The 22,040-nt window shown below is 64.3% G+C and carries 19 protein-coding genes; 7 read left to right on the forward strand and 12 right to left on the reverse strand.

Annotation, left to right across the window (positions count from 1 at the left end):
• The first annotated feature begins 197 nt into the window (after positions 1-197).
• From ACVW1C_RS01920 to ACVW1C_RS01930, 3 genes are all read left to right on the forward strand, one after another.
• Positions 198-1,178 carry a helix-turn-helix transcriptional regulator gene (locus tag ACVW1C_RS01920; protein ID WP_456756930.1) on the forward strand — a complete coding sequence of 327 codons (981 nt, stop codon included), beginning with the start codon at positions 198-200 and terminating at the stop codon, positions 1,176-1,178.
• Positions 1,179-1,602: 424 nt separating this feature from the next.
• Positions 1,603-3,096, forward strand: coding sequence for a DEAD/DEAH box helicase (locus tag ACVW1C_RS01925; RefSeq protein ID WP_456756931.1), 1,494 nt, complete (start codon positions 1,603-1,605; stop codon positions 3,094-3,096).
• Positions 3,097-3,403: 307 nt separating this feature from the next.
• Positions 3,404-4,471: a GGDEF domain-containing protein gene (locus ACVW1C_RS01930; protein ID WP_456756932.1), complete on the forward strand. Its 1,068-nt coding sequence runs from the start codon at positions 3,404-3,406 to the stop codon at positions 4,469-4,471.
• A 156-nt stretch (positions 4,472-4,627) separates the two neighbouring features.
• On the opposite strand, the gene ACVW1C_RS01935 is transcribed toward ACVW1C_RS01930, so the two are convergent.
• The 8 genes from ACVW1C_RS01935 to ACVW1C_RS01970 all read right to left on the reverse strand — a co-directional run bounded on the left by ACVW1C_RS01935 (position 4,628) and on the right by ACVW1C_RS01970 (position 12,213).
• Positions 4,628-5,095, reverse strand: coding sequence for a TfoX/Sxy family protein (locus ACVW1C_RS01935; RefSeq protein WP_456756933.1), 468 nt, complete (start codon positions 5,093-5,095; stop codon positions 4,628-4,630).
• A gap of 150 nt (positions 5,096-5,245) precedes the next feature.
• Positions 5,246-5,635: a HesB/IscA family protein gene (locus ACVW1C_RS01940; protein ID WP_018271449.1), complete on the reverse strand. Its 390-nt coding sequence runs from the start codon at positions 5,633-5,635 to the stop codon at positions 5,246-5,248.
• 64 nt (positions 5,636-5,699) lie between these two features.
• Complete coding sequence (locus ACVW1C_RS01945; protein ID WP_028342143.1) at positions 5,700-6,071, reverse strand: SUF system Fe-S cluster assembly protein; 372 nt, start codon at positions 6,069-6,071, stop codon at positions 5,700-5,702.
• Positions 6,068-7,315 (reverse strand): cysteine desulfurase, encoded by a 1,248-nt coding sequence (locus ACVW1C_RS01950; RefSeq protein ID WP_456756934.1) that lies wholly within the window; start codon positions 7,313-7,315, stop codon positions 6,068-6,070. Before ACVW1C_RS01950 ends, ACVW1C_RS01945 begins: the two co-directional genes overlap by 4 nt.
• A complete protein-coding gene (sufD, locus tag ACVW1C_RS01955) occupies positions 7,312-8,634 on the reverse strand; it encodes a Fe-S cluster assembly protein SufD (RefSeq protein ID WP_456756935.1) in 1,323 nt (440 codons plus the stop codon). Before sufD ends, ACVW1C_RS01950 begins: the two co-directional genes overlap by 4 nt.
• Positions 8,635-8,651: 17 nt before the next feature.
• Positions 8,652-9,404, reverse strand: a complete 753-nt coding sequence (sufC, locus tag ACVW1C_RS01960; RefSeq protein ID WP_456756936.1) for a Fe-S cluster assembly ATPase SufC — start codon at positions 9,402-9,404, stop codon at positions 8,652-8,654.
• 58 nt (positions 9,405-9,462) lie between these two features.
• Positions 9,463-10,959 carry a Fe-S cluster assembly protein SufB gene (gene sufB / locus ACVW1C_RS01965; protein ID WP_456756937.1) on the reverse strand — a complete coding sequence of 499 codons (1,497 nt, stop codon included), beginning with the start codon at positions 10,957-10,959 and terminating at the stop codon, positions 9,463-9,465.
• Between the two features lie 96 nt (positions 10,960-11,055).
• Positions 11,056-12,213 (reverse strand): cysteine desulfurase family protein, encoded by a 1,158-nt coding sequence (locus ACVW1C_RS01970; protein ID WP_456756938.1) that lies wholly within the window; start codon positions 12,211-12,213, stop codon positions 11,056-11,058.
• A gap of 462 nt (positions 12,214-12,675) precedes the next feature.
• On the opposite strand from ACVW1C_RS01970, the gene ACVW1C_RS01975 reads away from it, so the two are divergent.
• Positions 12,676-13,323 carry an alpha/beta hydrolase gene (locus tag ACVW1C_RS01975; RefSeq protein ID WP_016843213.1) on the forward strand — a complete coding sequence of 216 codons (648 nt, stop codon included), beginning with the start codon at positions 12,676-12,678 and terminating at the stop codon, positions 13,321-13,323.
• Between the two features lie 99 nt (positions 13,324-13,422).
• Here ACVW1C_RS01975 and ACVW1C_RS01980 read toward each other — a convergent pair whose 3' ends face one another.
• The 3 genes from ACVW1C_RS01980 to ACVW1C_RS01990 form a co-directional block, all read right to left on the reverse strand.
• The gene (locus ACVW1C_RS01980) at positions 13,423-13,752 is read right to left on the reverse strand and encodes a DMT family transporter (protein ID WP_456756939.1); all 330 of its coding nucleotides are present in this window, start codon (positions 13,750-13,752) and stop codon (positions 13,423-13,425) included.
• 3 nt (positions 13,753-13,755) lie between these two features.
• Positions 13,756-14,433, reverse strand: coding sequence for a glutathione S-transferase family protein (locus ACVW1C_RS01985; protein ID WP_456756940.1), 678 nt, complete (start codon positions 14,431-14,433; stop codon positions 13,756-13,758).
• A gap of 82 nt (positions 14,434-14,515) precedes the next feature.
• A complete protein-coding gene (locus ACVW1C_RS01990; RefSeq protein ID WP_456756941.1) occupies positions 14,516-15,619 on the reverse strand; it encodes an anhydro-N-acetylmuramic acid kinase in 1,104 nt (367 codons plus the stop codon).
• A 152-nt stretch (positions 15,620-15,771) separates the two neighbouring features.
• On the opposite strand from ACVW1C_RS01990, the gene tyrS reads away from it, so the two are divergent.
• Positions 15,772-17,025 carry a tyrosine--tRNA ligase gene (gene tyrS, locus ACVW1C_RS01995; RefSeq protein WP_456756942.1) on the forward strand — a complete coding sequence of 418 codons (1,254 nt, stop codon included), beginning with the start codon at positions 15,772-15,774 and terminating at the stop codon, positions 17,023-17,025.
• 56 nt (positions 17,026-17,081) lie between these two features.
• Positions 17,082-18,329 (forward strand): MFS transporter, encoded by a 1,248-nt coding sequence (locus ACVW1C_RS02000; protein ID WP_456756943.1) that lies wholly within the window; start codon positions 17,082-17,084, stop codon positions 18,327-18,329.
• 89 nt (positions 18,330-18,418) lie between these two features.
• Here ACVW1C_RS02000 and ACVW1C_RS02005 read toward each other — a convergent pair whose 3' ends face one another.
• A complete protein-coding gene (locus tag ACVW1C_RS02005) occupies positions 18,419-20,173 on the reverse strand; it encodes a hypothetical protein (protein WP_456756944.1) in 1,755 nt (584 codons plus the stop codon).
• A 601-nt stretch (positions 20,174-20,774) separates the two neighbouring features.
• On the opposite strand from ACVW1C_RS02005, the gene ACVW1C_RS02010 reads away from it, so the two are divergent.
• Complete coding sequence (locus ACVW1C_RS02010) at positions 20,775-21,110, forward strand: c-type cytochrome (protein WP_456756945.1); 336 nt, start codon at positions 20,775-20,777, stop codon at positions 21,108-21,110.
• The last annotated feature ends 930 nt before the right edge of the window (positions 21,111-22,040 follow it).

A 22,040-nucleotide genomic window follows, 5' to 3' on the forward strand; every position in this document is an offset into this window, starting at 1 on the left:
GTCGGATCAGCCGTTTGGCCGGTTCAAGGCCGACGCCGGATGGCCGTCGTGACCGCCCCCTTGGCGTCCCTCTTGGCCCCCATGAGGCGTCCCGTCCGTTCCAGGTCAAGTTTCTTTTTATGGCCCGCGTGATAGATTCCGGCTCCCATCCGGCGCGAGCTCTCCGCACCTCCCAAGGGCAATCCAGGGGCTTTTCCGTGTACACATGGTCCACTGAGCAAGTCGATCCCCGCGATCGCTTCGACTATTGGCGCGAGGTGCGCGCCAGGGGGTTGTTCGGCGTCACCGCGGAACTAGAACCCGAGCAACGCCGCGACTTCTTCGGGGAGTTCTCGCTGCGCCAGCTCGGCGATGCCGGGCTGGTCGAGCTGCGTGCCTCGCCCTACCGCGTCGAGCGACGCGCCGGCGACATCGCGGACGCGCGCAGCAACAGCCTGTGCATCTACGAGCAGCTCGGCGGTGGCGGCTGGTTCGGCGGCGCGCGGCTCGATGAATTCGCGGTGCGCGACGGCATGTTCGCGACCAGCTATTCGGACCTGCCCTATCGCACCGTTCCGCTGCGCGATGATGGCTTCCATTTGCGCATCATCAAGATCCCGGTGACGAACATCGTCCCGCCGGGTGCGGAGCTCGGCGAACTGGTCCCGAGGCCCATGCAGGATGAGGCCGCGCTGCGGCCACTGCTGGAATCCTGCTTCCGCGACCTCGTCGAAGGCCATGACGCCACCGCGGCGGACGCGGCCCCGATGGTGCAGGCGCTCGCCCACATCGCGCTGATCGAGCGCGGCATCATGCGGCCAAAGAGCCGGCTCGCACAGCAGGCCCTGCGAAGCGCCCATCTGTCGCTCGCCCGCCGCCTGATCCGGCGGCATCTCTCGAACGCGGCGCTGACGCCAACCCTGATTGCCGGCCTGCTCGGCATCTCGGTCCGTCACCTGCACATCCTGTTCCAGGAAACGGAGCAGACCTTCTCGGAGACCGTCACCGCGCTTCGGCTCGCGCAAAGCCGCCGCCTGCTCCGCGAGCAGTCCGGGCAGACGATCGCCGAGGTGGCGTTTGCCTGCGGCTTCGAGAGTCTCGCGACGTTCTACCGCCTCTTCAATGCATCCGAATCGATGACCCCAGGCGATTACCGGGCACGGGTGGGCCTGAGCGCGGAGAGCGGCAATTCCGGCTGACCGGCTCAACCGCGGTCTTGCGGGTTGCTAAGGCGCCGCCATCCCGTAAGCCGGATTCGCGCCAGCCCGAGGGTCTGACGCCCGGCGAGTACCGGGTGAAAAACAGCGCGGACGCCCTCGCCGAAGCCCCGCCGTCGGATACCCGGCCAGTGATTCATTTGACCGCCAAATGACGGAAGCGGCGCTTATTTTGGCGAAAACGTTAAGCTTTTTCGGCTATCGGCTGGTTCCAAGATTGACTTTACCGCTTTCGCCCCTATGTTGCGGGCAACGCGGCCCTCGGATCGAAACGCGATTCGTCAGGTTTGCCGTCCGTCAGCGTTAGCCAGAGCCCCCGAGCTTTATAGAAAAGCGAGCCGTTTCGGGGCCGAACGCGACAGCCTTTTACCTGCGATGCCGAACGGCGGTTTCGACCAGAGGCTCAATGTCTTTTTCCAATCTAGGCCTGTCCGATAAGGTCCTCGCCGCAGTTGCGGCCACCGGTTACACCACCCCAACTCCCATCCAGGAACAGGCAATCCCGCACGTCCTCGCCCGGCGCGACGTCCTCGGCATTGCCCAGACCGGCACCGGCAAGACGGCTGCCTTCGTTCTCCCGATGCTCACCCTGCTTGAGAAGGGCCGCGCCCGGGCGCGCATGCCCCGCACCCTGATCCTTGAGCCGACCCGCGAGCTTGCCGCGCAGGTGAAGGAGCAATTCGACAAATACGGCGCCGGTCAGAAGCTGAACGTCGCCCTCCTGATTGGCGGCGTCTCGTTCGGCGACCAGGACTCCAAGCTGATGCGCGGCGTCGACGTCCTGATCGCAACGCCCGGCCGCCTGCTCGACCATACCGAACGCGGCGGATTGCTGCTCACCGGCGTCGAGCTGCTGGTGATCGACGAAGCCGACCGCATGCTCGACATGGGCTTCATTCCCGACATCGAACGCATCTGCAAGCTCGTCCCGTTCACGCGGCAGACCCTGTTCTTCACCGCGACGATGCCTCCGGAGATCAGTCGCATCACCGAGGCCTTCCTGCACAATCCTGCGCGGATCGAAGTCTCCAAACCCGCGACCACCGCCGTCACCGTCACGCAATTGCAGGTCCCGGCCGGTCGCGAGGCACATGACAAGCGCGAGATCCTCCGCCGCCTGCTGCGCGACGCCAAGGACCTCAACAACGCGATTATCTTCTGCAATCGCAAGCGCGAAGTCGCCGTCCTTCACAAATCACTCCAGAAGCACGGCTTCAGTGTCGGCGCCCTCCACGGCGACATGGACCAGTCCGCCCGCACCGCGGCGCTGGATCAATTCCGCAAGGGCGAGATTCCGTTGCTCGTCGCCTCCGACGTCGCTGCCCGTGGCCTCGACATTCCCGCGGTGAGCCACGTCTTCAATTTCGACGTGCCGCACCACCCCGACGATTACGTCCACCGCATCGGCCGCACCGGCCGCGCCGGACGCACCGGTACCGCGATCTCCATCGTCACCTCGCTCGACAGCAAGTCGATGACGGCGATCGAGAAGCTGATCGGCCAGGCGATCCCGCGCGCCGAGGGCGACTTCACCGTTCACAGCGAAGCCTCGGACGACGACGCCGCGCCGCGCCGCTCGCGCGGCCGCGAAGGTTCGCGCGACGGCGCCCGTGGCGGCCGCAAGCCACGACGTGAACGCGAGCCGCGTCACGGTGAACGCGAAGCGCGTCAGGGTGAGCGCGAGCCGCGTCAGGACCAGGAGCCCCGCCAGGAGCGTGCAGCCAAGCCGGAGCGCGAACCGCGCCACGGCCGCGGCACCTCGCCCCGGGCCACCCCGTCGCACGTGCCGTCGATCGGGCGTGCCGAGCCATCGCGGCCGCAGCGCGAGGTGGACCACGAGCCCGCCGATCATTCGCACCTGCCCGCCTTCCTGCTGCGGCCTGTGCGCGCACGCGCCTAAGGCCGGCTCCGATGCCGCCGCGCCAGCGGCGGTTTTCCCCGGAAGCCGCGTCGCCGCCGGCGACCGACGCACGCGCTGATCCCTCGCGTTTGAAGCAAATGCGCGCAGTTTTCGCGGCGCAACGGCGAGCAAGCGAAAAGCTTGCGAAAGCCGAGCCCGGAATCGAGCTCGTATGACATTAGTCGCGGCGAAATCCCCGTAGTTCCACTGTTTACCTTGCCTTCATTCTCGTCCCGTACCTTCGCGCCAATTAATTTAGTCATTGCTGCCGGGCATGACCGGCATTGCGTGCATTGAGGACGTAACAGTGGTCAAGCTGCTGGACGAACACGAACGTACGTTGGCCTTTGCCGAAGTTGCGCTTGGTCAGATCCGCTCGCTCCGCCAGACCGCCGTGCCCCGCAACTACGAAATCTGGTACGTCTACGCGACCGGATACAACGCACCGCTCAACAAGGTCATCAACGAGACGCTGGCGCGAAGCGGCAAGCTCTCCGAATCCGACCTCGAGCAGATCTACGAAACCTACCTTTCGCACATCAAGACATCGGACCGCATCGACAAGGTCGGCGCGCGCGTCATCGGCGAGATCGACGCCGTCATGCGGCTGATCACCGATGCGCTCGGCGTGTCCGCGACTTACGACGCGAGCCTCGTCGGCGCCAGCGACCGCCTCTCGACCGCGACCACCCGCGACCAGATCAAGACCATCGTCGAGGGGCTGGCCAAATCGACGCGCGAGATGCGCGAGACCAATCAGGCATTGGAGAACCGGCTCGCGCTATCGAAGTCGGAGATCAGCGACCTGCAACACAGCCTTGAGGCGATCCGCGCCGAGAGCCTGACCGATCCGCTCACCGGCCTCGGCAACCGGAAATATTTCGACCGCTCGATCGACATGGCTGTGCAGGCCGCATTGGCCAGCGGCGAGCCGCTGTCGCTGCTGATGTTCGACATCGATCACTTCAAGTCGTTCAACGATTCCTACGGCCATCTCACCGGCGATCAGGTGCTGCGGCTGGTGGCGCAAACGCTGAAGCAGACCATCAAGGGCCAGGACATCACCGCCCGCTATGGCGGCGAGGAATTCGCGGTGGTGCTGCCGAGCACTGCGCTACGCCAGGCGCTGACGGTCGCCGACCACATCCGCCGTGCCGTGATGGCCAAGGAGCTGAAGAAGAAGTCGACCGGCGAGATCCTCGGCCGTGTCACGATCTCGGTCGGCGTCTCCATACTGAAGCCGGCCGACGACACGGATTCCCTGATCGAGCGCGCCGACGCCTGCCTCTATGCCGCCAAGCGCGCCGGCCGCAACCGCGTGATCTGCGAAGCCGACCCGGAATACAGCGCCGAGACCCAGACCCGCGTAGCGTGACCGGTCCGCGTTCTTCTCCCCGCCGTCATTGCGAGCGAAGCGAAGCAATCCAGCTGCGCGCCAATGCGAATAGATGGATTGCTTCGTCGCTTCAGCGCAAAATTGCCTTGCAACTTTGTCGCGAATTCCTCGCAATGACGTAGATGCATTTGGCCCTCAGGACGACGGCCGTTTCCTCGGCACGCGCTTCTTCTGAGCCGTGGACGACTTTGCGGTGATCTTCTTTCCCGCTGTCTTCTTCGCCGCGGCCTTCTTCACCGGCGTCTTCGACTTCGGCGCGGCCGGTCGTTTCCTCGGCCGCTTGCGCAGCGCGGCGCGCTGGGCGGCACCGAGCGCCGAGCGTGCCCAGACCGCAAGCTCCTCGGCGTCGTCGAACAGCCGCGCCGGCAGCTGCCAGTACGAGTTCACCGTCACCGTCTTGGCGCGTGTCTGGTACTGGAACGGTCCGCAGCCTTCGGCCTCGAATTGCGGGATGGTCTCCTCGTCGGCGCGGAAGTAGAGCCCGGCGCGCAGCGCGAGCGCGAAATTGGTGCCGTCAGCGGAGATGCCGTAGCCGGAGAACATCCGGCGCAGCGTGACCGGGCCGAAATCGGCGAACAGGTCGGTCAGGAATTCGCGGTCCATATGCCCACCATTGTTCCGGCGCAGTCAAACGCGCCGGCCGCAGCCTGTTGGCAGCGCAGTATGGTCGACGACGGCGTCAACATGCAACGATGGTAGTTATAGGATCCAAGACGCGAGCGCGATTGCGCCCTCGCGAGGGCGCAGCGGCGATCAGACCGTCGCCGGCTTGAGCTGCACCGACTCGCCGCAACCGCAGGCGGAAACCTGGTTCGGGTTGTTGAACACGAACTGGGCCTGCATCCGGTCGGCCACGTAGTCCATCTCGGTGCCGAGCAGGAACAGCACGGCCTTCGGATCGACCAGGATCTTCACGCCCTTGTCCTCGACCACTTCGTCGGTCGGGCGGATCTCGTGGGCGTATTCGACGGTGTAGGATTGTCCGGCGCAGCCGCCGTTCTTGATGCCGACGCGCAGGCCGACGATCTCGGAATCGGCGCGCTTGGTCAGCTCGGTGATCCGCTCCGCCGCGGCATCGGTCAGCCTCATCACCTGCGGGCGCGGCCGCTTCGGCTTGGCTGGGGTCGGTGAGGCTTGTGTCATGTCACTCATGTGGTCAGTCCCAGCGGCAATTCAATCTCGAGCTTAGGTTCAATCCCCTAATGCATCACCACATATTGAGGACGAGGCGCGCCTCGTCCGACATCCGGTCCGGCGTCCAGGCCGGGTCCCACACCAGGTTGACGTTGACGACGCCAACGCCGGGAACGCTGGCAACGGCGTTCTCGACCATCTGCGGCAACTCGCCGGCGGCCGGGCAGTTCGGGGTGGTCAACGTCATCAGGATGTCGACGGAGCGGTCATCCTTGAGGTCGACCTTGTAGATCAGGCCGAGCTCGTAGATGTCGGCCGGGATCTCGGGGTCGAACACCGTCTTCAGCGCCGCGACGATCTCGCCGCTCATGCGCTCGGTCTCCTCAGCGGGCAGCGCCGAGGTGGTTTCCATGGTGGCCGTCTTGACTTCGGCTGTATCGGTCATGCGAACAATTCCCGCGCCTTGATCAGCGCTTGCGCCAGATGGTCGACTTCTTCCTTTGTATTATACATCCCGAAGGATGCGCGGCAGGTGGCCGTGACGTTGAACCGCTCTAAAAGTGGCATCACGCAATGCGTGCCGGCACGCACCGCGATGCCCTGCCGGTCGATCACGGTCGCGACGTCGTGGGGATGCGCCCCCTTCATCTCGAACGAGATCACCGGGCCCTTGTTGCGGGCGGTGCCGATCACGCGCAGCGAGTTGATCTCGCGCAAACGGTCCTGCGCGTAGGTCAGCAGCTCATGCTCGTGCGCGGCGATCCGCTCCTTGCCGATCGAATTGACGTAGTCGATCGCAGCGCCCAGCCCGATCGCCTCGACGATCGGCGGCGTCCCGGCCTCGAACTTGTGCGGCGGATCGCCATAGGTGACCCAATCCTTGGCCACTTCACGGATCATCTCGCCGCCGCCGTTGAACGGCCGCATCGCCACCAGATGCTCGTGCTTGGTATACAGCGCGCCGATGCCGGTCGGCCCGTACACCTTGTGGCCGGTAAAGGCATAGAAATCGCAATCGAGGTCCTGGACGTCAACAGGCAGATGCACCGCGCCTTGCGCGCCGTCGACCAGCACCGGAATGCCGCGGGCGTGAGCGAGCCGGACCACCTCCTTGACCGGAACCAGGGTTCCGAGGGCGTTCGACATCTGGGTGATCGCGACGATCTTGGTGCGCGGTCCCAGGAGCTTCTCGAACTCCTCGATCAGGAAATTGCCCTCGTCGTCGACCGGCGCCCACTTGATCACGGCACCATGGCGCTCCCGGAGGAAGTGCCACGGCACGATGTTGGAGTGGTGCTCCATGATCGAGAGCACGATCTCGTCGCCCTCCTTGATGTTCACCCCGCCCCAGGACGATGCGACCAGGTTGATCGCCTCGGTGACGTTGCGGGTGAAGACGATCTCTTCGTTGCGGCGGGCGTTGATGAACTGCGCGACCTTGCCGCGGGCGCCCTCATAGGCCTCCGTCGCGGCATTGGCGAGGTAATGCAGGCCGCGATGTACGTTGGCGTATTCGCTCTTGTAGGCCTCGGTCATGCGGTCGAGCACCGCATTCGGCTTCTGCGCCGACGCCGCGTTGTCGAGATAGACCAGCGGCTTGCCGTAGATCTGCATGGCGAGCGCCGGGAAATCCTGCCGCACCAGAGCGACGTCGTAAGAACCGTTGGCGACCGCCTTGTGCATGCTCACGCCCTCGCCTGAAGCCAGCGCTGCGCGGTGGCAATTGCGACCTCGCGCAGCGCGTCGCTGGCGATGCTCTCGATCGCCTCACCGACGAAGGCCTGGATCAGAAGCGCCTGCGCCTCCTTCTCGGGCAGTCCGCGCGCGCGCATGTAGAACAGCAGGCTCTCGTCGAGCGCACCGGTGGTCGCACCGTGACCGCAGGTGACGTCGTCGGCGAAGATCTCGAGCTCGGGCTTGTTGTCGGCTTCCGCGTCGTCGGACAGCAGCAGCGCGCGGGTCATCATTTTGGCGTCGGTCTTCTGGGCGTCGGGACGGACGATGATGCGGCCCTGGAACACGGAATGGGCGCGGTCGTCGACGACGGCGCGGAAGATCTCGCGGCTCGCGCAGTGCGGCACCGCGTGATCCATGAACAGCGTGGTGTCGGCATGCTGCTTGCCGTTGAGCAGATTGACGCCGTTGGTTTCGACATTGGAGCCTTCGCCGGCGCAGGTGACCGTCAGCTGATAGCGGCTGACATGACCGCCCGAGGTCAAACCGAACGTGTTGAAATGGGCGTGCGCGCCGAGCGTCACCGTCGCCGAGGAAATGTTGAAGGCATCGTCGCTGTCTTCGACCAGACGCACATGATCGAGCCGCGCATTGTCGCCGATCGCGACAATCAGCCCATCATGGGTCTGGTAGGCCTTGGCGCCCTCGCCGGCGAGATAGCTCTCCACCAGCGTCACGCCGGTATCGCGGCCGAGCCGGAGCAGCGAGCGCGTGAACATCGCAGCCGGCGCTACGCCAGAGGCGACGTGGACGATGTGCAGCGGCTGGGCCAGCACCGTGCCATTGGCGATGTCGATAACGACGCCATCGGTCGCCATTGCGCCGTTCAGCGCAATCATCGGATTGGACGTGTCTGACGCAAAGGCCTGCGCTGAAAGCGCGTCCTCGCCGGCATCGAGCACTTCGCGCAGCGGGCGGATGCTCAGTCCCTTATCGAGACTGCCGAGGTCGGAGAGGTCGGGCGCGAACGCGCCATCGACCAGCACCAGGCGGCATACGCCGTCGATCGCCCGCAGCTTGACCGCAGCAGCGGCACGCCCCAGCGCCGCGGCGTCCGGCGCAGGGGCCAGCGGCAGCACCTCGCGCATCAGCGCGCGCAGGTCAGTGTATTTCCAATCCTCGATCCGGCGATGCGGCAGGCCTGATCGTTCATAGGCCTCGAACGCCTCGCGGCGCTGATCGGCGATCTTGCCCTTGCCCGGCAGACGGTCGCGCGCGACGGCGAACACATCGCCCAGGGCGCGCCCCGTCTCGGTCTTTGCAACAACGTTCATCTGAGAACCCGCATTTATCAGGCAGCGTCTTCGAACTGCGCGTAACCGGACTCTTCCAGCTCCAGCGCCAGTTCCTTGCCGCCGCTCTTCACCACCCGGCCCTTCGACATCACGTGCACAAAATCGGGCACGATGTAGTTGAGCAGCCGCTGATAGTGGGTGATGACGACCATCGCGCGCTCCGGCGAACGCAGCGCGTTGACGCCGTCGGCTGCGATCCGCAGCGCGTCGATATCAAGGCCGGAATCCATTTCGTCGAGGATGCAGACGGCCGGCTCGAACAGCGCCATCTGCAGGATCTCGTTGCGCTTCTTCTCGCCGCCGGAGAAGCCGACATTGACGCCGCGCTTCAGCATGTCCTGCGGGATGTTGAGCGACTTGGCGACCTCGCGGACCTTCTTGAGGAAGGCCGGCGACGAAATCTCCTCCTCGCCGCGCGCCTTGCGCTGGGCGTTGAGCGCCGCGTGCAGGAAATTCCAGGTGGTCACGCCGGGGATTTCCACCGGATACTGGAACGCCAGGAACACGCCCCTGGCGGCGCGCTCGTTGGGCTCCATCTCCAGCAGGTCCTCGCCCCCGAACAGGATCTGCCCGCCGGTCACCTCATAGCCCGGCTTGCCGGCGATGACGTGGGACAGCGTCGATTTGCCGGAGCCGTTCGGCCCCATGATCGCGTGCACCTCGCCCGGGTTCACCGTGAGCGACAGCCCGTGGAGGATCTCACGCTCCTCGACACGAACCTGCAGATCTTTCACTTCAAGCAGAGACATCTGATTTTTCCTGAGCATCATCCGCAAGGCGCGTCGGCCGCGCCGTTAGCGCGATGGATTAGCCAACCGAACCTTCAAGGCTGATCGAGATCAGCTTCTGCGCTTCCACCGCGAACTCCATCGGCAGTTGCTGCAGCACGTCCTTCACGAAACCGTTCACGACGAGGCCGACGGCTTCTTCCTGCGAGAGCCCGCGCTGGATGCAGTAGAACAGCACGTCCTCCGAAATCTTCGACGTCGTCGCTTCGTGCTCGAACGTCGCCGAGGAATTCTTGGCCTCGACATAGGGCACGGTGTGCGCGCCGCATTTGTCGCCGATCAGGAGCGAGTCGCAGGCGGTGTAGTTGCGCGCGCCGGTGGCTTTGCGGTGCGCGCTGACGAGGCCGCGATAGGTGTTCTGCGACTTGCCGGCGGCGATGCCCTTGGAGATGATCCGGCTCGACGTGTTCTTGCCGAGGTGGATCATCTTGGTGCCGCTATCGACCTGCTGGAAACCGTTCGAGATCGCGATCGAGTAGAACTCGCCGCTCGAATTGTCGCCGCGCAGGATGCAGCTCGGGTACTTCCAGGTGATCGCCGAACCGGTTTCGACCTGAGTCCAGGAGATCTTGGAATTCCGGCCGCGGCAATCGCCACGCTTGGTGACGAAATTGTAGATGCCGCCCTTGCCTTCCGAATTGCCGGGGTACCAGTTCTGCACCGTCGAATACTTGATCTCGGCGTCATCGAGCGTGACGAGCTCGACCACGGCGGCGTGCAGCTGGTTCTCGTCGCGCTGCGGCGCGGTGCAGCCTTCGAGATAGGAGACGTAGGAGCCCTTGTCGGCGATGATCAGCGTGCGCTCGAACTGGCCGGTGTTGCGCTCGTTGATGCGGAAATAGGTCGACAGCTCCATCGGGCAGCGCACGCCCGGCGGCACGTAGACGAATGAGCCATCGGAGAACACCGCCGAATTCAGCGTCGCGAAGTAATTGTCCGAGGTCGGCACCACGGTGCCGAGATATTTCCGCACCAGCTCGGGATGCTCGCGGATCGCCTCCGAGATCGGCATGAAGATCACGCCGGCCGCCTTCAGCTCCTTCTGGAAGGTGGTCGCGACCGAGACCGAATCGAACACGGCGTCGACAGCGATCTTGCGATTGGCCGACGGCGGGCCGCCGGGCGGCGGCTCGACGCCCTCGAGAACGGCGACCTCGCGGAGCGGGATGCCGAGCTTCTCATAGGTCTTGAGGATTTCCGGATCGATCTCGTCGATCGAGGACAGCGTCTTCTTCGGCTTCGGCGCCGAGTAATAATAAAGATCCTGATAGTCGATCTTCGGATAGTTGACGCGCGCCCAGGTCGGCTCGGTCATGGTCAGCCAGCGGCGGTACGCCTCCAGACGCCATTCCAGCATCCAGGCCGGTTCATTCTTCTTTGCCGAGATGAAGCGGACGGTGTCTTCCGACAGGCCTTTCGGGGCCTTGTCGGACTCGATCAGCGTCTCAAATCCATAACGATACTGGTCGACGTCGATGCGCCGGACGCGCTCGACCGTCTCTTGTACAGCAGGCATTCAATCCTCCGCTCGCGGTTTCAAGGACCGCGGTGGATCTCAAGTTCCGAAGTCTCTTACGATGTTTTGAAGACGAAATCACCCGCTTAGAACTGTTCAAGCTGTGTTTCGTCGCTCTCCCTTAACTAAGGTATCGGCGAGCTTTCGCCAAGCCTTGAGGGTCAAATCCACGTCTGTCTCCGTGGTAGACCAGCCAAGACTGAGCCGCACCGCTCCCTGGGACACCTCCGGACGGTATCCCATTGCCTCCAGGACGTGAGACGGCTGGACCTTGCCCGACGAGCAGGCGGAACCGGAGGAGACCGCTACCCCCGCCAGGTCGAATCCGATGACCGCCGTTTCGGCCTTCATGCCGGGCGCTGTGAACAGAACGGTATTTGGTAACCGCTTTACGTCATCGGAGAAGACCACCACGTCCGGCGTCTGCCGCAGTCCGTGCTCGAGCCGGTCGCGCAGTCCCCTGACGCGGGCGGCGTCGGCCTTCAGCGCCACCATCGCGGCCTGCGCGGCCGCACCAAAGCCGGCAATCCCTGCGACGTTCTCGGTCCCTGCCCGTCGGCCGAGCTCCTGCCCGCCGCCGCGCAGGAACGCCTCCAGTCCTTCGACGCCTTCGGCAAGCACCAGTGCGCCTGCGCCCTTCGGTCCACCGATCTTGTGCGCCGACAGCGTCACCAGATCGGCCCGGGTCGAGGCGAGATCGAACGGGATCTTTCCGAACGCCTGGATCGCGTCGACATGCAGCAGGCCCCCGGTCGCGTGGACGATCTCGGCGACGTCAGCCACCGGCTGGATGGCGCCGGTCTCGTTGTTCGCCAGCATCACCGAGACCAGCGCCGGCGCTCCGTCGGCCAGCAGCGCGCGCAGATGATCGAGATCGATCACCCCGGCGCGCGTGACATTGATCGCGAAGGTGACCTCACGCGCGAACCGTCCGCCCGCGAGCACGGACGCATGCTCGATCGCGGACACCAGGAGCCGGCTGACCGGCGCGCCCGCACCGCGGCGCAATCCCGGCGTCAATGCGAGCGCATTGGCTTCGGTCCCGCCGGAGAGAAACACGACGTCCTGCGGCCGGCCGCCGACCGCATTCGCCACCGCATTGCGGGCATCCTCGACCAGCCGGCGCGCGCGGCGTCCCTCGCTGTGCACCGAGGACGGGTTGCCGCTCAATTCCCATGCCGCAGTCATCGCCGCCTTCGCCTCCTGGCGAAGCGGCGTGGTGGCATTCCAGTCGAGATAGACGCGATCGGCCATCGAGCTTGTCCGCGGCAACCACCGTGGCTGCGGCCTTCCACTGCGACATAACGACAGTCGGGCGGCGAGACCAGATCAGAGTCACCAATGCGGGAGATTTTTCACGCTCGCCGGAAGTCCCATCGTGTTGCCTGGCAAGACATCTGCCTGCGCGCCGCGCGCGATAGCAATATGACAAACCAAAACTTCAGGTAGCCAACGAGCAATTCGGCGTGTTGATCCGGGTCGCCGCCGACGCGCCGGCTGCGCACGCGTCCCGGAGCGGATTAGCCTCTGCCAAGCGGCACAATTTCCTTGATTTTTGCCCCTTGCGTCATGCTAGAAGGCCTTCCAGCGTGCCGCCCGGCGGCGCCTGCGCTGATTTCATCATGAGCCGCTCTGCTCGCGCCCGTCGCCGAAGATGGCTCCAACCGGTTGATTGATCGACGTCAATCAAGGGAACGCGTCAATCAAGGGAACACAATGCCTGAAGTCATTTTCACCGGCCCTGCTGGCCGTCTCGAAGGCCGCTATCACCCGGCCAAGCAGAAGAACGCGCCGATTGCGATGATCCTGCATCCGCATCCGCAGTTCCACGGCACGATGAACCACCAGATCGTCTACCAGTGCTATTACGCGTTCGCGCATCGCGGCTTCTCGGTGCTGCGCTTCAACTTCCGTGGCGTCGGCCGCAGCCAGGGCTCGTTCGATCACGGCACCGGCGAACTGTCCGATGCCGCGAGCGCGCTCGACTGGGCGCAGGCGATCAATCCGGAGGCGCGCGCCTGCTGGGTTGCAGGCTTCTCGTTCGGCGCATGGATCGGCATGCAGCTCTTGATGCGCCGGCCGGAGGTCGAGGGATTCATCTCGATCGCGCCGCCCGCCAATCTCTACGACTTCTCGTTCCTCGCGCCCTGCCCGTCGTCGGGCCTGATCGTGCATGGTGACAAGGATGCCGTGGTACCGCCCAAGGACGTGAACACGCTGGTCGAGAAGCTGAAGACGCAGAAGGGCATCGTGATCGACCAGCAGGTCATCCCCGGCGCCAACCACTTCTTCGACGGCAAGCTCGAGCCGCTGATGGAGACGGTGACCGGCTATCTGGACATGCGCCTCGCCAACGTGCGCTGAGGCTCCGACTTGTAGCCCGCATGAGCGAAGCGACATACGGTCGCAACGCGGCAGACACCCCGGATGTCGTTTCGCTCATCCGGGTTACGGTTCCCGCTCTCACTCCGGCGCGAATTTCAGCGCGGTGATGCCGACCAGCACCAGTGCGATCCCGGCGACCTTCATCGGGTTGAGCGCTTCGTTGAACAGCAGCACGCCCATGGTCAGCGTGCCGACCGCGCCGATACCGGTCCATACCGTGTAGGCGATGCCGACGCCGAGCACCTGCAACGCGCGCCCGAGCAGGAACACGAACGCGGCGAGCAGCAGCAGCGAGACCAGCGTCCAGCCCAGCCGCGTATAGCCTTCTGCATATTTCATCGAAATGGCCCAGCCGACGTCGAGAAGACCGGCGAGGACCAGCGCGATCCAGGCAATGGAGTGCGACATGGCTTACGCGGCAAGCTTCAGCATGTGCGCGCGGTGGCCGACCAGGAACGCGTGCAGCAGCGCGGGATAATCGGCTGAAACGGCGCTGCGCACGCTCCGCCGCTGTGCCAGTGCGCTGCGCCAGGCGCGAAGTTTTGGCGCGTGGGTGAAAACGGCCAGATCGGTCAGCTGGTCGAACAGATCGAAGTAGCGGAAGACCGGCGCGAACACCGCGTCCACCAGGCTGAACCTGTCGCCCGCGAAGAACGGACCCGCGCCGAGCGCAGCCTCCACGCGCGCGAATTTTGCGGCGACCGCCTGCCGCTTGCTCTCGAAGGTCGCGGCATCGGTCGCAGTCTCGAGCCCCCAGAGGTCGCCGAGAATGGCCGAGCCGAATTCCATCCAGGCGCGATGCTCGGCGCGCGTCAGCGCGTTCTCGGGATGCAGCTTCGCGCCGCCTTGCGTCTCCTCGATGTACTCGCAGATCACGTTGCTCTCGAACAGCGCGACCTCCTTGCCGTCATCGCCGGTCACGACCAGCACCGGCACCTTGCCGAGCGGCGAGATCTTCAGGAACCAGTCCGGCTTGTTGGCGAGATCGATGTCGATCCGCTCGAACGGCACGCCCTTCTCATGCAGCGCGATCACCGCGCGTTGCACATAGGGGCAGAGCTTGTGGCTGATCAGCTTCAGGGCGGCCATGACGAACCTCGCGTTCAATGCAACTGCATCGAATTAAATGCAGCGGCATGGAACTGTCAAGGTAGATGCATTTGCATCTAAATCACGGTCGCGCGATGATGCCCCCGGTCATCGGGATCGGCACCCCCGTGGTGGCGGGGTAGCTCAGCGGCAGGCCCTTCATGCCGCGCGCGGCAAGGAAGCCGAAGGCCTGAGCCTCGATCGCGTCCGCCGCCCAGCCAAGCGCCTCGGCGGGCTCGACGGTTGCCAGCGCCAGGCGCTCGCGCAGCATCCGCAGCATGGTGAGGTTGGAGGCGCCGCCGCCGCAGACGATCCAGCTCTTCGGGCGCCTCGGCAGCAGCGGCACCACGCGGGCGATCGCGGCCGCCGTGAACGCGGTCAACGTCGCGGCGCCATCGGCCGGCGCCACGGCGCCGAGCTTCAGGCCGGCAAAGTCGTTGCGGTCGAGCGATTTCGGCGGCGGCAGCGCGAAGAATGGCAGCCTCAAGGCCTGTGCGATCCATGCCTCGTCTGGTTTACCCAGCGCGGCGAACTTGCCGGCGGTGTCGAACGGCTGATGCATCTGACGGAACATGAAGTCGTCGAGTAGCGCGTTGCCGGGCCCGGTGTCGCAGGCGATCAGCGTGTCGGTGCCGTCGATATAGGTGATGTTGGAGACGCCGCCGATATTGACCACGACGGTCGGCCCCTCGCGGTTCAGCGATTGCGCCAGCGCACGGTGGTAGACCGGCACGAGCGGCGCGCCCTGCCCGCCGGCCTCGACGTCGGCGGCGCGGAAATCATGCATCACCGGAATGTGGATCGCTTTGGCGAGCGCCAGGGCATCGCCGATCTGGACCGTCAGCTTCCGCTCGGGGCGATGCAGCACGGTCTGGCCATGGAACCCGACGATGTCGATGTCCTGGGCGGAGATCCGGTTCTGCGCCGTGAAGCTGGCGACCGCCTCGGCATGAGCCGACGTGACGGCCTGCTCGGCCTGCCGCAGGATCCCCGGCCGGGCGTCGCGCTGTGTCAGATGGACGGCCTCGGTCAGCGCCTGGCGCAGCAGGCTGCGCTCGCTGTCGGTATAGGGTCGATAGCCCGTAGGTCCGAAGGCCTTGATCTGGCGGCCGTCGGTCTCGATCAATGCCACGTCGACCCCGTCGAGCGAGGTACCGCTCATCAGACCGAGTGCCGTTAACATCATTGTGGAAGCGCCCCAGCCGGGAACCCCCGGCTTGTCTCAAACAAGTACATCCTATAATGCCACTGCGCGTCCGCCTGCGGCAGCCTCAAGCGTCAAGGTTCCGCAAATAGATGCAAAAACCGTAAAACAAGAATGATCTGGCTCGCCGACAAATGACTGCATTTAAATCGGATTTCCTGAACACTCTACAGGAACGCGGCTTCGTCCACCAGTGCTCCGATTTCGAGGGCCTCGACGCGCTTGCCGCGAAGGGCGAGGCGACCGCTTATGTCGGCTATGACTGCACCGCGCCATCGCTGCACATCGGCAACTTCCTCACCATGATGATGCTGTACTGGCTGCAACAGAGCGGCAACAGGCCGATAACATTGATGGGCGGCGGCACCACGATGGTCGGCGACCCCTCCGGCAAGGACGAGACGCGCGCGATGCGCACCGTCGCGGAGATTGAATCCAACAAGGCGAGCATCCGCGGCGTGTTTGCCAAGGTGCTGCGCTATGGCAGTGGGCCTTCCGACGCCATCATGCTCGACAACGCCGAGTGGCTGACCAAATTGAACTGGATCGAGATGCTGCGCGACATCGGCCGGCACTTCTCGGTCAACCGCATGCTGACGATGGATTCGGTGCGGCTCCGGCTCGAGCGCGAGCAGGAGATGAGCTTCATCGAATTCAACTACATGGTCTGCCAAGCCTACGACTTCGTCGAGCTGTCGCGCCGCGCTGGCTGCCGGCTGCAGATGGGCGGCTCCGACCAGTGGGGCAACATCGTCAACGGCGTCGATCTCGGCCGCCGCATGGGCTCGCCGCAACTGTTCGCGCTGACCACGCCGTTGCTGACCACCGCCTCCGGCGACAAGATGGGCAAGACCGCCAAGGGCGCGGTGTGGCTCAACGCCGACCAGTTCTCGCCGTACGATTTCTGGCAGTACTGGCGCAACGTCGAGGACGCCGACGTCGTCAAATTCCTCAAGCTGTTCACGATCCTGCCGATGAGCGAGATCGGCAAGCTCGCGGCGCTCGGTGGCAGCGAGATCAACGAAGCCAAGAAGGTGTTGGCGACCGAGGCCACCGCCCTGCTGCACGGCCGCGACGCGGCCAATGAAGCCGCCGAGACCGCGCGCCGTACCTTCGAGGAAGGTGCGCTGGCCGAAACCCTGCCGACGGTGGAAATTCCGCGCGGCGAATTTGAAGCCGGCGTCGGCGTGCTCGCCACCTTCGTCAAGGCCGAGCTCGTCGCGTCCAACGGCGAAGCGCGCCGGCAGATCAAGGGCGGCGGCCTGCGCGTCAACGACGTCGCCGTCACCGATGAAAAGATGCTGCTGACGCCGGCCAATCTGACGCCGGAAGGCGTCGTCAAGCTGTCGCTCGGCAAGAAGCGCCACGTCCTGCTGAAGCCTGCATAGGCGCATTCGCATTTGTCGGTTGTAGGGAGTGCGGAAAGCGCGCTCCCATCTTTCCGATGGATCAGACCACGCCTCCGAACGACACGCTTGCAACGCCGACGCAGCAGTCGCGCGTCGCGCTGAACGTGCTCGCGCTCTGCTTCGTGCTGTCGGTGCTCGGGCGCGGTCTCAGCGACAGCTTCACGGTGTTCCTTAAGCCGATCTCGGAGAGCTTCGGCTGGGACCGTGCCTCGGTCGTGTCGGTCTACTCGCTGACCTGGCTCGCCAGCGGCCTCACCGCGCCGTTGGTCGGGCGCCTGTTCGACCGCTCGGGCCCGCGGGTGGTCTATGCGCTGGGCCTCTCGCTGCTCGGCTGCGCATTCCTGATCGCCTCCCGCGCCGAGCTGCTCTGGCAATTCCAGCTCAGCGTCGGTCTCTGCGTCGGCTTCGGCACCGCGCTGATCGGCAACGTCTCGAACTCGATCCTGCTCGGCCGCTGGTTCGGACCGCGGCTGCCGACCGCCATGGCCGTGATGTATTCGGCGACCGGCGCCGGCCTCTTGATGCTGCTGCCGCTGTCGCAGGTGCTGATCGATCGGATCGGCTGGCGCGAGGCGTATCAGGTGTTCGGCGTTGGCGCGCTCTGCCTGCTTGTTCCGCTCGTGCTTCTGCCGTGGCGGCTGCTCGCCGGCGGATCGCCGCATATCGTCAAGAAAGCCGAGACGGGCCTGATCGATGAAGGTTGGACCCTGCTCAGCGCAATGCGCCACCACGCCTTCTGGGCGCTGTTCTCGACCTTCTTCTTCACCGCGATTGCGATGTATGCGCTGACGGCGCAGATTGTCGCCTACCTGATCGATGTCGGCTTCCCGCCGCTGCAGGCCGCCACCGCCTGGGGCTTCTCCGGCGTCGCGCTGTTCGTCGGCATGCTCGGCGTGTCCACGCTCGACGGCATCATCGGCCGCCGTCCCAGCGTGCTGTTCAGCTACGGCGTGTCGATCGTCGGCATCATCCTGCTCTGGCTGTTGCAGTGGTATCCGAACTACTGGCTGCTGACCGGCTTCATCATCTCCTTCGGCAGCATGATCGGCTCGCGCGGCCCGCTGATCACCGCGACCGCGCTGAAAATCTTCCGTGGCGAGCGCGTCGGCACGATCTACGGGACGATCATGATCGGCAGCGGCCTCGGCTCGGCGCTCGGTTCCTGGGGCGGCGGCCTGATCCATGACTGGACCCACAGCTACAATCCGCTGATCGCCTTCGCGCTGGTCAACGTGGTGCTCGGCCTGATCCCATTCCTGGTGGTGCCGGCGCTGCGGCGCTAGGTCGACGGCCCCTTGGACCGTAGATGCCAGTCAACAGCCTCTCCCCACGGGCAGATAGGGAGAGGCCGAAAGGCTGCGACGTCTGTCGTTCAATCGGTGTCGCGACAATCGTCGCCGCGGTGGTCACGGCCGCAGGAGCCGCGGTCATGGGCCTCCTCCCGGTCATCGCTGGTGCCCGGTGTGAACGACACGCCACGCAGCGCCTCGCCGGCGTTCGCGGTACGCAGCGTGACAAAGCGTTCGCCGGCCGGCGGCGTGGCCGCGGACAGCTTGTCGGTGATCATCACGAGCTTGTTCGGATCGGCACCCTGGTCGCCGCTGCCGCTCACCGTGGAGGTGATCGCCCAGATCGACACGCTGCCGTCGCGATTGACGCGGCCGGTGATGTTGCGCAGGCCGTCGGTGGCCGGCGACCACGGCTTGCCGGTCGCGGCGTTGTTGCCGGTCGGATAGCCCTGCACCGTGTAGGGCACACCGAGGTCAAGTCCCGCCTGCAAGGTGTAGACCTGCTTCCACGCCCCGGCGGTGCTGTCGAACACCCACTTCTGCAATCCGGCTGATGTCTGCGCCTTGGCAGCGGTATAGCTGTCCGATGTCGGGTCGAACGTCGTGGTGCCGTTGCCTTCGTCGGCGACGTAGAGCGTGTTCGCGTCGGCGAACCAGATGCCGAACGGGAACGAGGTTGTGCTCTTGAGCGCAGTCGGGAAACCGCTCAGCACGCACATGTTGTAGGGCGTGACGCCCTGCCCCGCCAACTTCGAGCCATCGTAGAAGATCTGCGTCGTCGGCAGCGACGCAGACGGAGCCGGCAGGCCGACGCCGTTCGGGCACGCCTTCGGACTGCCGTTGGCGGCGTTGCCGGTGGTGTCGATGAAGTAGACGGTGTTGATTCCGTTCCCGCCGCTGCCCTTGGTCGTGTAGATCACGTTGTTGAACACGGTGAGGCCGCGGAAATTGGTGTCCTTGCCGATCTTGTCGGCCTTCTGGCCGAGTTCGGTGATGTTGAAGCTGCCGAGCGGAAAAGGGCCACCCGGATCAGCCTGCCGGGCGAGCGGCGCGTCGGCCTCTCGCGCGATCTGCATGCCTGCGCCCGTGATGACGCCCGCGGGCTGCGGGTTGCCGCCATTGCCCGCATTGCCGGCGGTGTAGAACACACCGGCACCATGCCGATCGTTGAAGATCGCAGCGCGGCCGTTGTTGCCGCTATAGCCGTTTACCTTGGTGAAGTGGAAGCGACCGTTCTCGTCGACTTCAGCGACCAGGCGATAATAGGTGCCGGGCACCGGATTGGTCGGATCGATGACGTCAGGAGTGTTGGAGTTCGACACGTCGATGGCGCCGATCGGAGCGAGATAACCCATGAAGGTCACGCTGCGATGATCGAGCGAGAGATTGAGCGCCAGTTCGGATTTTGACGAGAAGCTGGTGACCATCTGGTCCTTGCTTTGGGACACACCGCGCTGGGCACTGTTCGGCACCTCGAGCGACTGCACATGTCTGCCGTCGAGACGCAGTTCGTCGAGCAAGATCTTCGCAGTCAGGCCGAACGAGCCGTCGACACCGTCGTTGTTGAACACCGTCGGATAGGTGCCGTCCGCCGTGGCGGTCACGCAATTGGGCGACACGCAGTTCGGTGGCAACTGGGTCACGCCGGGCGTGATGGTGACGGCGTTGTTGACGAACACCGCACGGCTCAGCAGCAGATGACCCGGCCGGAAATGAACGTCATCGCCGTCGGCGTGCGCAAGACTGCTGGCCAGCGCCGTTGAGGCGAGCAGCGTCAATGCAAAAACCGGCCGAGACAGCGGAAGCCCCACAGGCGGGCGCAATCCTTTGGCGATCATTGCTTTTCTCCCAATGTAAGATTTTTCAGAAAGTGAGTGCAGCGTAGCCGCCCGCCATATCGGCGGCCGGCGCGCGCAATCTGCGGGCGGACTGTTACGGGCGTGCGACAATCGACCGCATGTCCACTGCTGGGTCGGCGGACCCGTAGCTACAATCCGCTGATCGCCTTCGCGCTCGTCAATGTCGTGCTCGGCCTGATTTGAGGCCGGGACCCTGGCTCGATACCTGCAACGGGACTGCTTGCCGTCACCCAAAGGGGCATCGCCCCCAGTAGGGGCTTGCGTTGTTCGCGGTCGAAAGATTGGATGGCTGACTGGATCGCAAGGGCCAATATCGAGCATTTCAAAAATTGATCGAGACCGGAGAAGGACGCAGAAGAGCGCCGCGTAATTGAGCGTGAATTGGCTTGAGGAAAAGCAGAGGCCGGCAGCTCTTCTCAAGAAGAATGAGAGAAAAGAGCTTAGGGAATTCTCCGGAGTGACTCGGCGCGTCTGGCAAAATATGCCCAGATCTTCTCTCGCGGCCGCAGCGGGAGCCTCGCTGAGAACCTCGCGATTCCGGGATGACAGGATGATGCGACAAAACGGGGGAAAGACTGCGATGAAGCGTTTCTTGCTGATACTGACAATAGGTCTCTTGTGGAACGCCTTCGCCCACGCGCGAGCTGAGGAGCAACGGAGGGGCAAAGACATTTTGCAAAAGCTATGCGCCGGCTGTCATGCCATTGGCAGGACCGGCGCGAGCCCGAACAGGCTGGCGCCCCCCTTTCGCAGCTTTAGTGAAACCAAACTCTACGACAGCGATTTCTTGCAACGACTGCAGGACGGCTATAGCAGCATTCATCCCTCCATGCCGACCTTCCGCTTCAACAAGGAGGATGCTGAGGAGGTCGTCAGCTATCTGAAGTCAATTCAGGAGCATTCCAAGCCGAAATAGCACCTATCGATCTCGCGGGAGCGCTGGACGCCACATGGGCACGCGAGAACAAGCGTTTGGACTTTGAAGCCGCCAGAGTCGTAGCGACTGCCCAGTGCTTACATTGCCGCCCAAACGCACCATGGCTGCTTTTGTGCCCGAGGCGGACGTTTGGCAAACAGCTTCACCAAAATCTTTCATTGGTTACGAGTTTGATCTCCGTCAAAAGAAGCTGCCGCCAAGGGTCTAAACAGATAGCGCGTAGACCCCCCTACGCATCCCCACCCTGGAGCCGTCAGCTTCCCCAAGGCTGACGGCTTTCTCTTACCGGAAGCTCGCTCCCGATCGTCCTCGCGCGGGAACATTGACCGAGACGGCTGATCAGACTCGATGCGTGAATGGTGCTCATTAGTGGGAGCGCTTGTTCTGAATCAATATGCTCCAAAAACAGAGGCCTAACATTTAATGAACGGCCCAGGCGGAGCCGTTCCGGCGGGGCCCTATCAACCTGTCCAGGCCTCGTTGAGCACGGCAACCCGTCGCACAAAGTCATTGGGGGGGCTCCTTTTGCCTCAAACGGGCGCCAGACGCTCTCATGGTAAACTGAAGGAGATCAATAATGTCACGTCGAAGTATTATCTCGGTCGCAGCATCCATCATTATTGGCATCGGATGCATTGCGACCATTTCAACTGAGGCGTCCGCATATCGCGGCGGAGTTGGTCGCGCTGGCGTCCACCGCGGTGGCGTCTACCACGGTGGTGCTTACCGCGGTGGCGTTTACCGCGGTGGCGTTTACCGTGGTGCAGCAGTACGCCGGGGGGTTGCCGTCGGCGTCGGAGCTGCTGCAGTCGGAGCCGCTGCCTATGGCGCATCGCGCGCCTATCGCTGCGGTTACTATCCCTATCCACCCTGCTACTAGCACCGGTGCAAATCCCGGCCCTTCAGGGC

This window comes from Bradyrhizobium sp. USDA 4011 (genome assembly GCF_054063415.1).

What these genes read in the sequence shown, in the direction of transcription:
- ACVW1C_RS01925 (WP_456756931.1), top strand. Translation starts at nt 1,603, where the DNA reads ATGTCTTTTTCCAATCTAGGCCTGTCCGATAAGGTCCTCGCCGCAGTT.
- sufB (WP_456756937.1), bottom strand. Translation starts at nt 10,959, where the DNA reads ATGCCTGCTGTACAAGAGACGGTCGAGCGCGTCCGGCGCATCGACGTC.
- tyrS (WP_456756942.1), top strand. Translation starts at nt 15,772, where the DNA reads ATGACTGCATTTAAATCGGATTTCCTGAACACTCTACAGGAACGCGGC.
- ACVW1C_RS01975 (WP_016843213.1), top strand. Translation starts at nt 12,676, where the DNA reads ATGCCTGAAGTCATTTTCACCGGCCCTGCTGGCCGTCTCGAAGGCCGC.
- ACVW1C_RS01940 (WP_018271449.1), bottom strand. Translation starts at nt 5,635, where the DNA reads ATGACACAAGCCTCACCGACCCCAGCCAAGCCGAAGCGGCCGCGCCCG.
- ACVW1C_RS02005 (WP_456756944.1), bottom strand. Translation starts at nt 20,173, where the DNA reads ATGATCGCCAAAGGATTGCGCCCGCCTGTGGGGCTTCCGCTGTCTCGG.
- ACVW1C_RS02000 (WP_456756943.1), top strand. Translation starts at nt 17,082, where the DNA reads ATGGATCAGACCACGCCTCCGAACGACACGCTTGCAACGCCGACGCAG.
- ACVW1C_RS01935 (WP_456756933.1), bottom strand. Translation starts at nt 5,095, where the DNA reads ATGGACCGCGAATTCCTGACCGACCTGTTCGCCGATTTCGGCCCGGTC.
- ACVW1C_RS01990 (WP_456756941.1), bottom strand. Translation starts at nt 15,619, where the DNA reads ATGATGTTAACGGCACTCGGTCTGATGAGCGGTACCTCGCTCGACGGG.
- ACVW1C_RS01970 (WP_456756938.1), bottom strand. Translation starts at nt 12,213, where the DNA reads ATGGCCGATCGCGTCTATCTCGACTGGAATGCCACCACGCCGCTTCGC.
- sufC (WP_456756936.1), bottom strand. Translation starts at nt 9,404, where the DNA reads ATGTCTCTGCTTGAAGTGAAAGATCTGCAGGTTCGTGTCGAGGAGCGT.
- sufD (WP_456756935.1), bottom strand. Translation starts at nt 8,634, where the DNA reads ATGAACGTTGTTGCAAAGACCGAGACGGGGCGCGCCCTGGGCGATGTG.
- ACVW1C_RS01980 (WP_456756939.1), bottom strand. Translation starts at nt 13,752, where the DNA reads ATGTCGCACTCCATTGCCTGGATCGCGCTGGTCCTCGCCGGTCTTCTC.
- ACVW1C_RS01985 (WP_456756940.1), bottom strand. Translation starts at nt 14,433, where the DNA reads ATGGCCGCCCTGAAGCTGATCAGCCACAAGCTCTGCCCCTATGTGCAA.
- ACVW1C_RS01945 (WP_028342143.1), bottom strand. Translation starts at nt 6,071, where the DNA reads ATGACCGATACAGCCGAAGTCAAGACGGCCACCATGGAAACCACCTCG.
- ACVW1C_RS02010 (WP_456756945.1), top strand. Translation starts at nt 20,775, where the DNA reads ATGAAGCGTTTCTTGCTGATACTGACAATAGGTCTCTTGTGGAACGCC.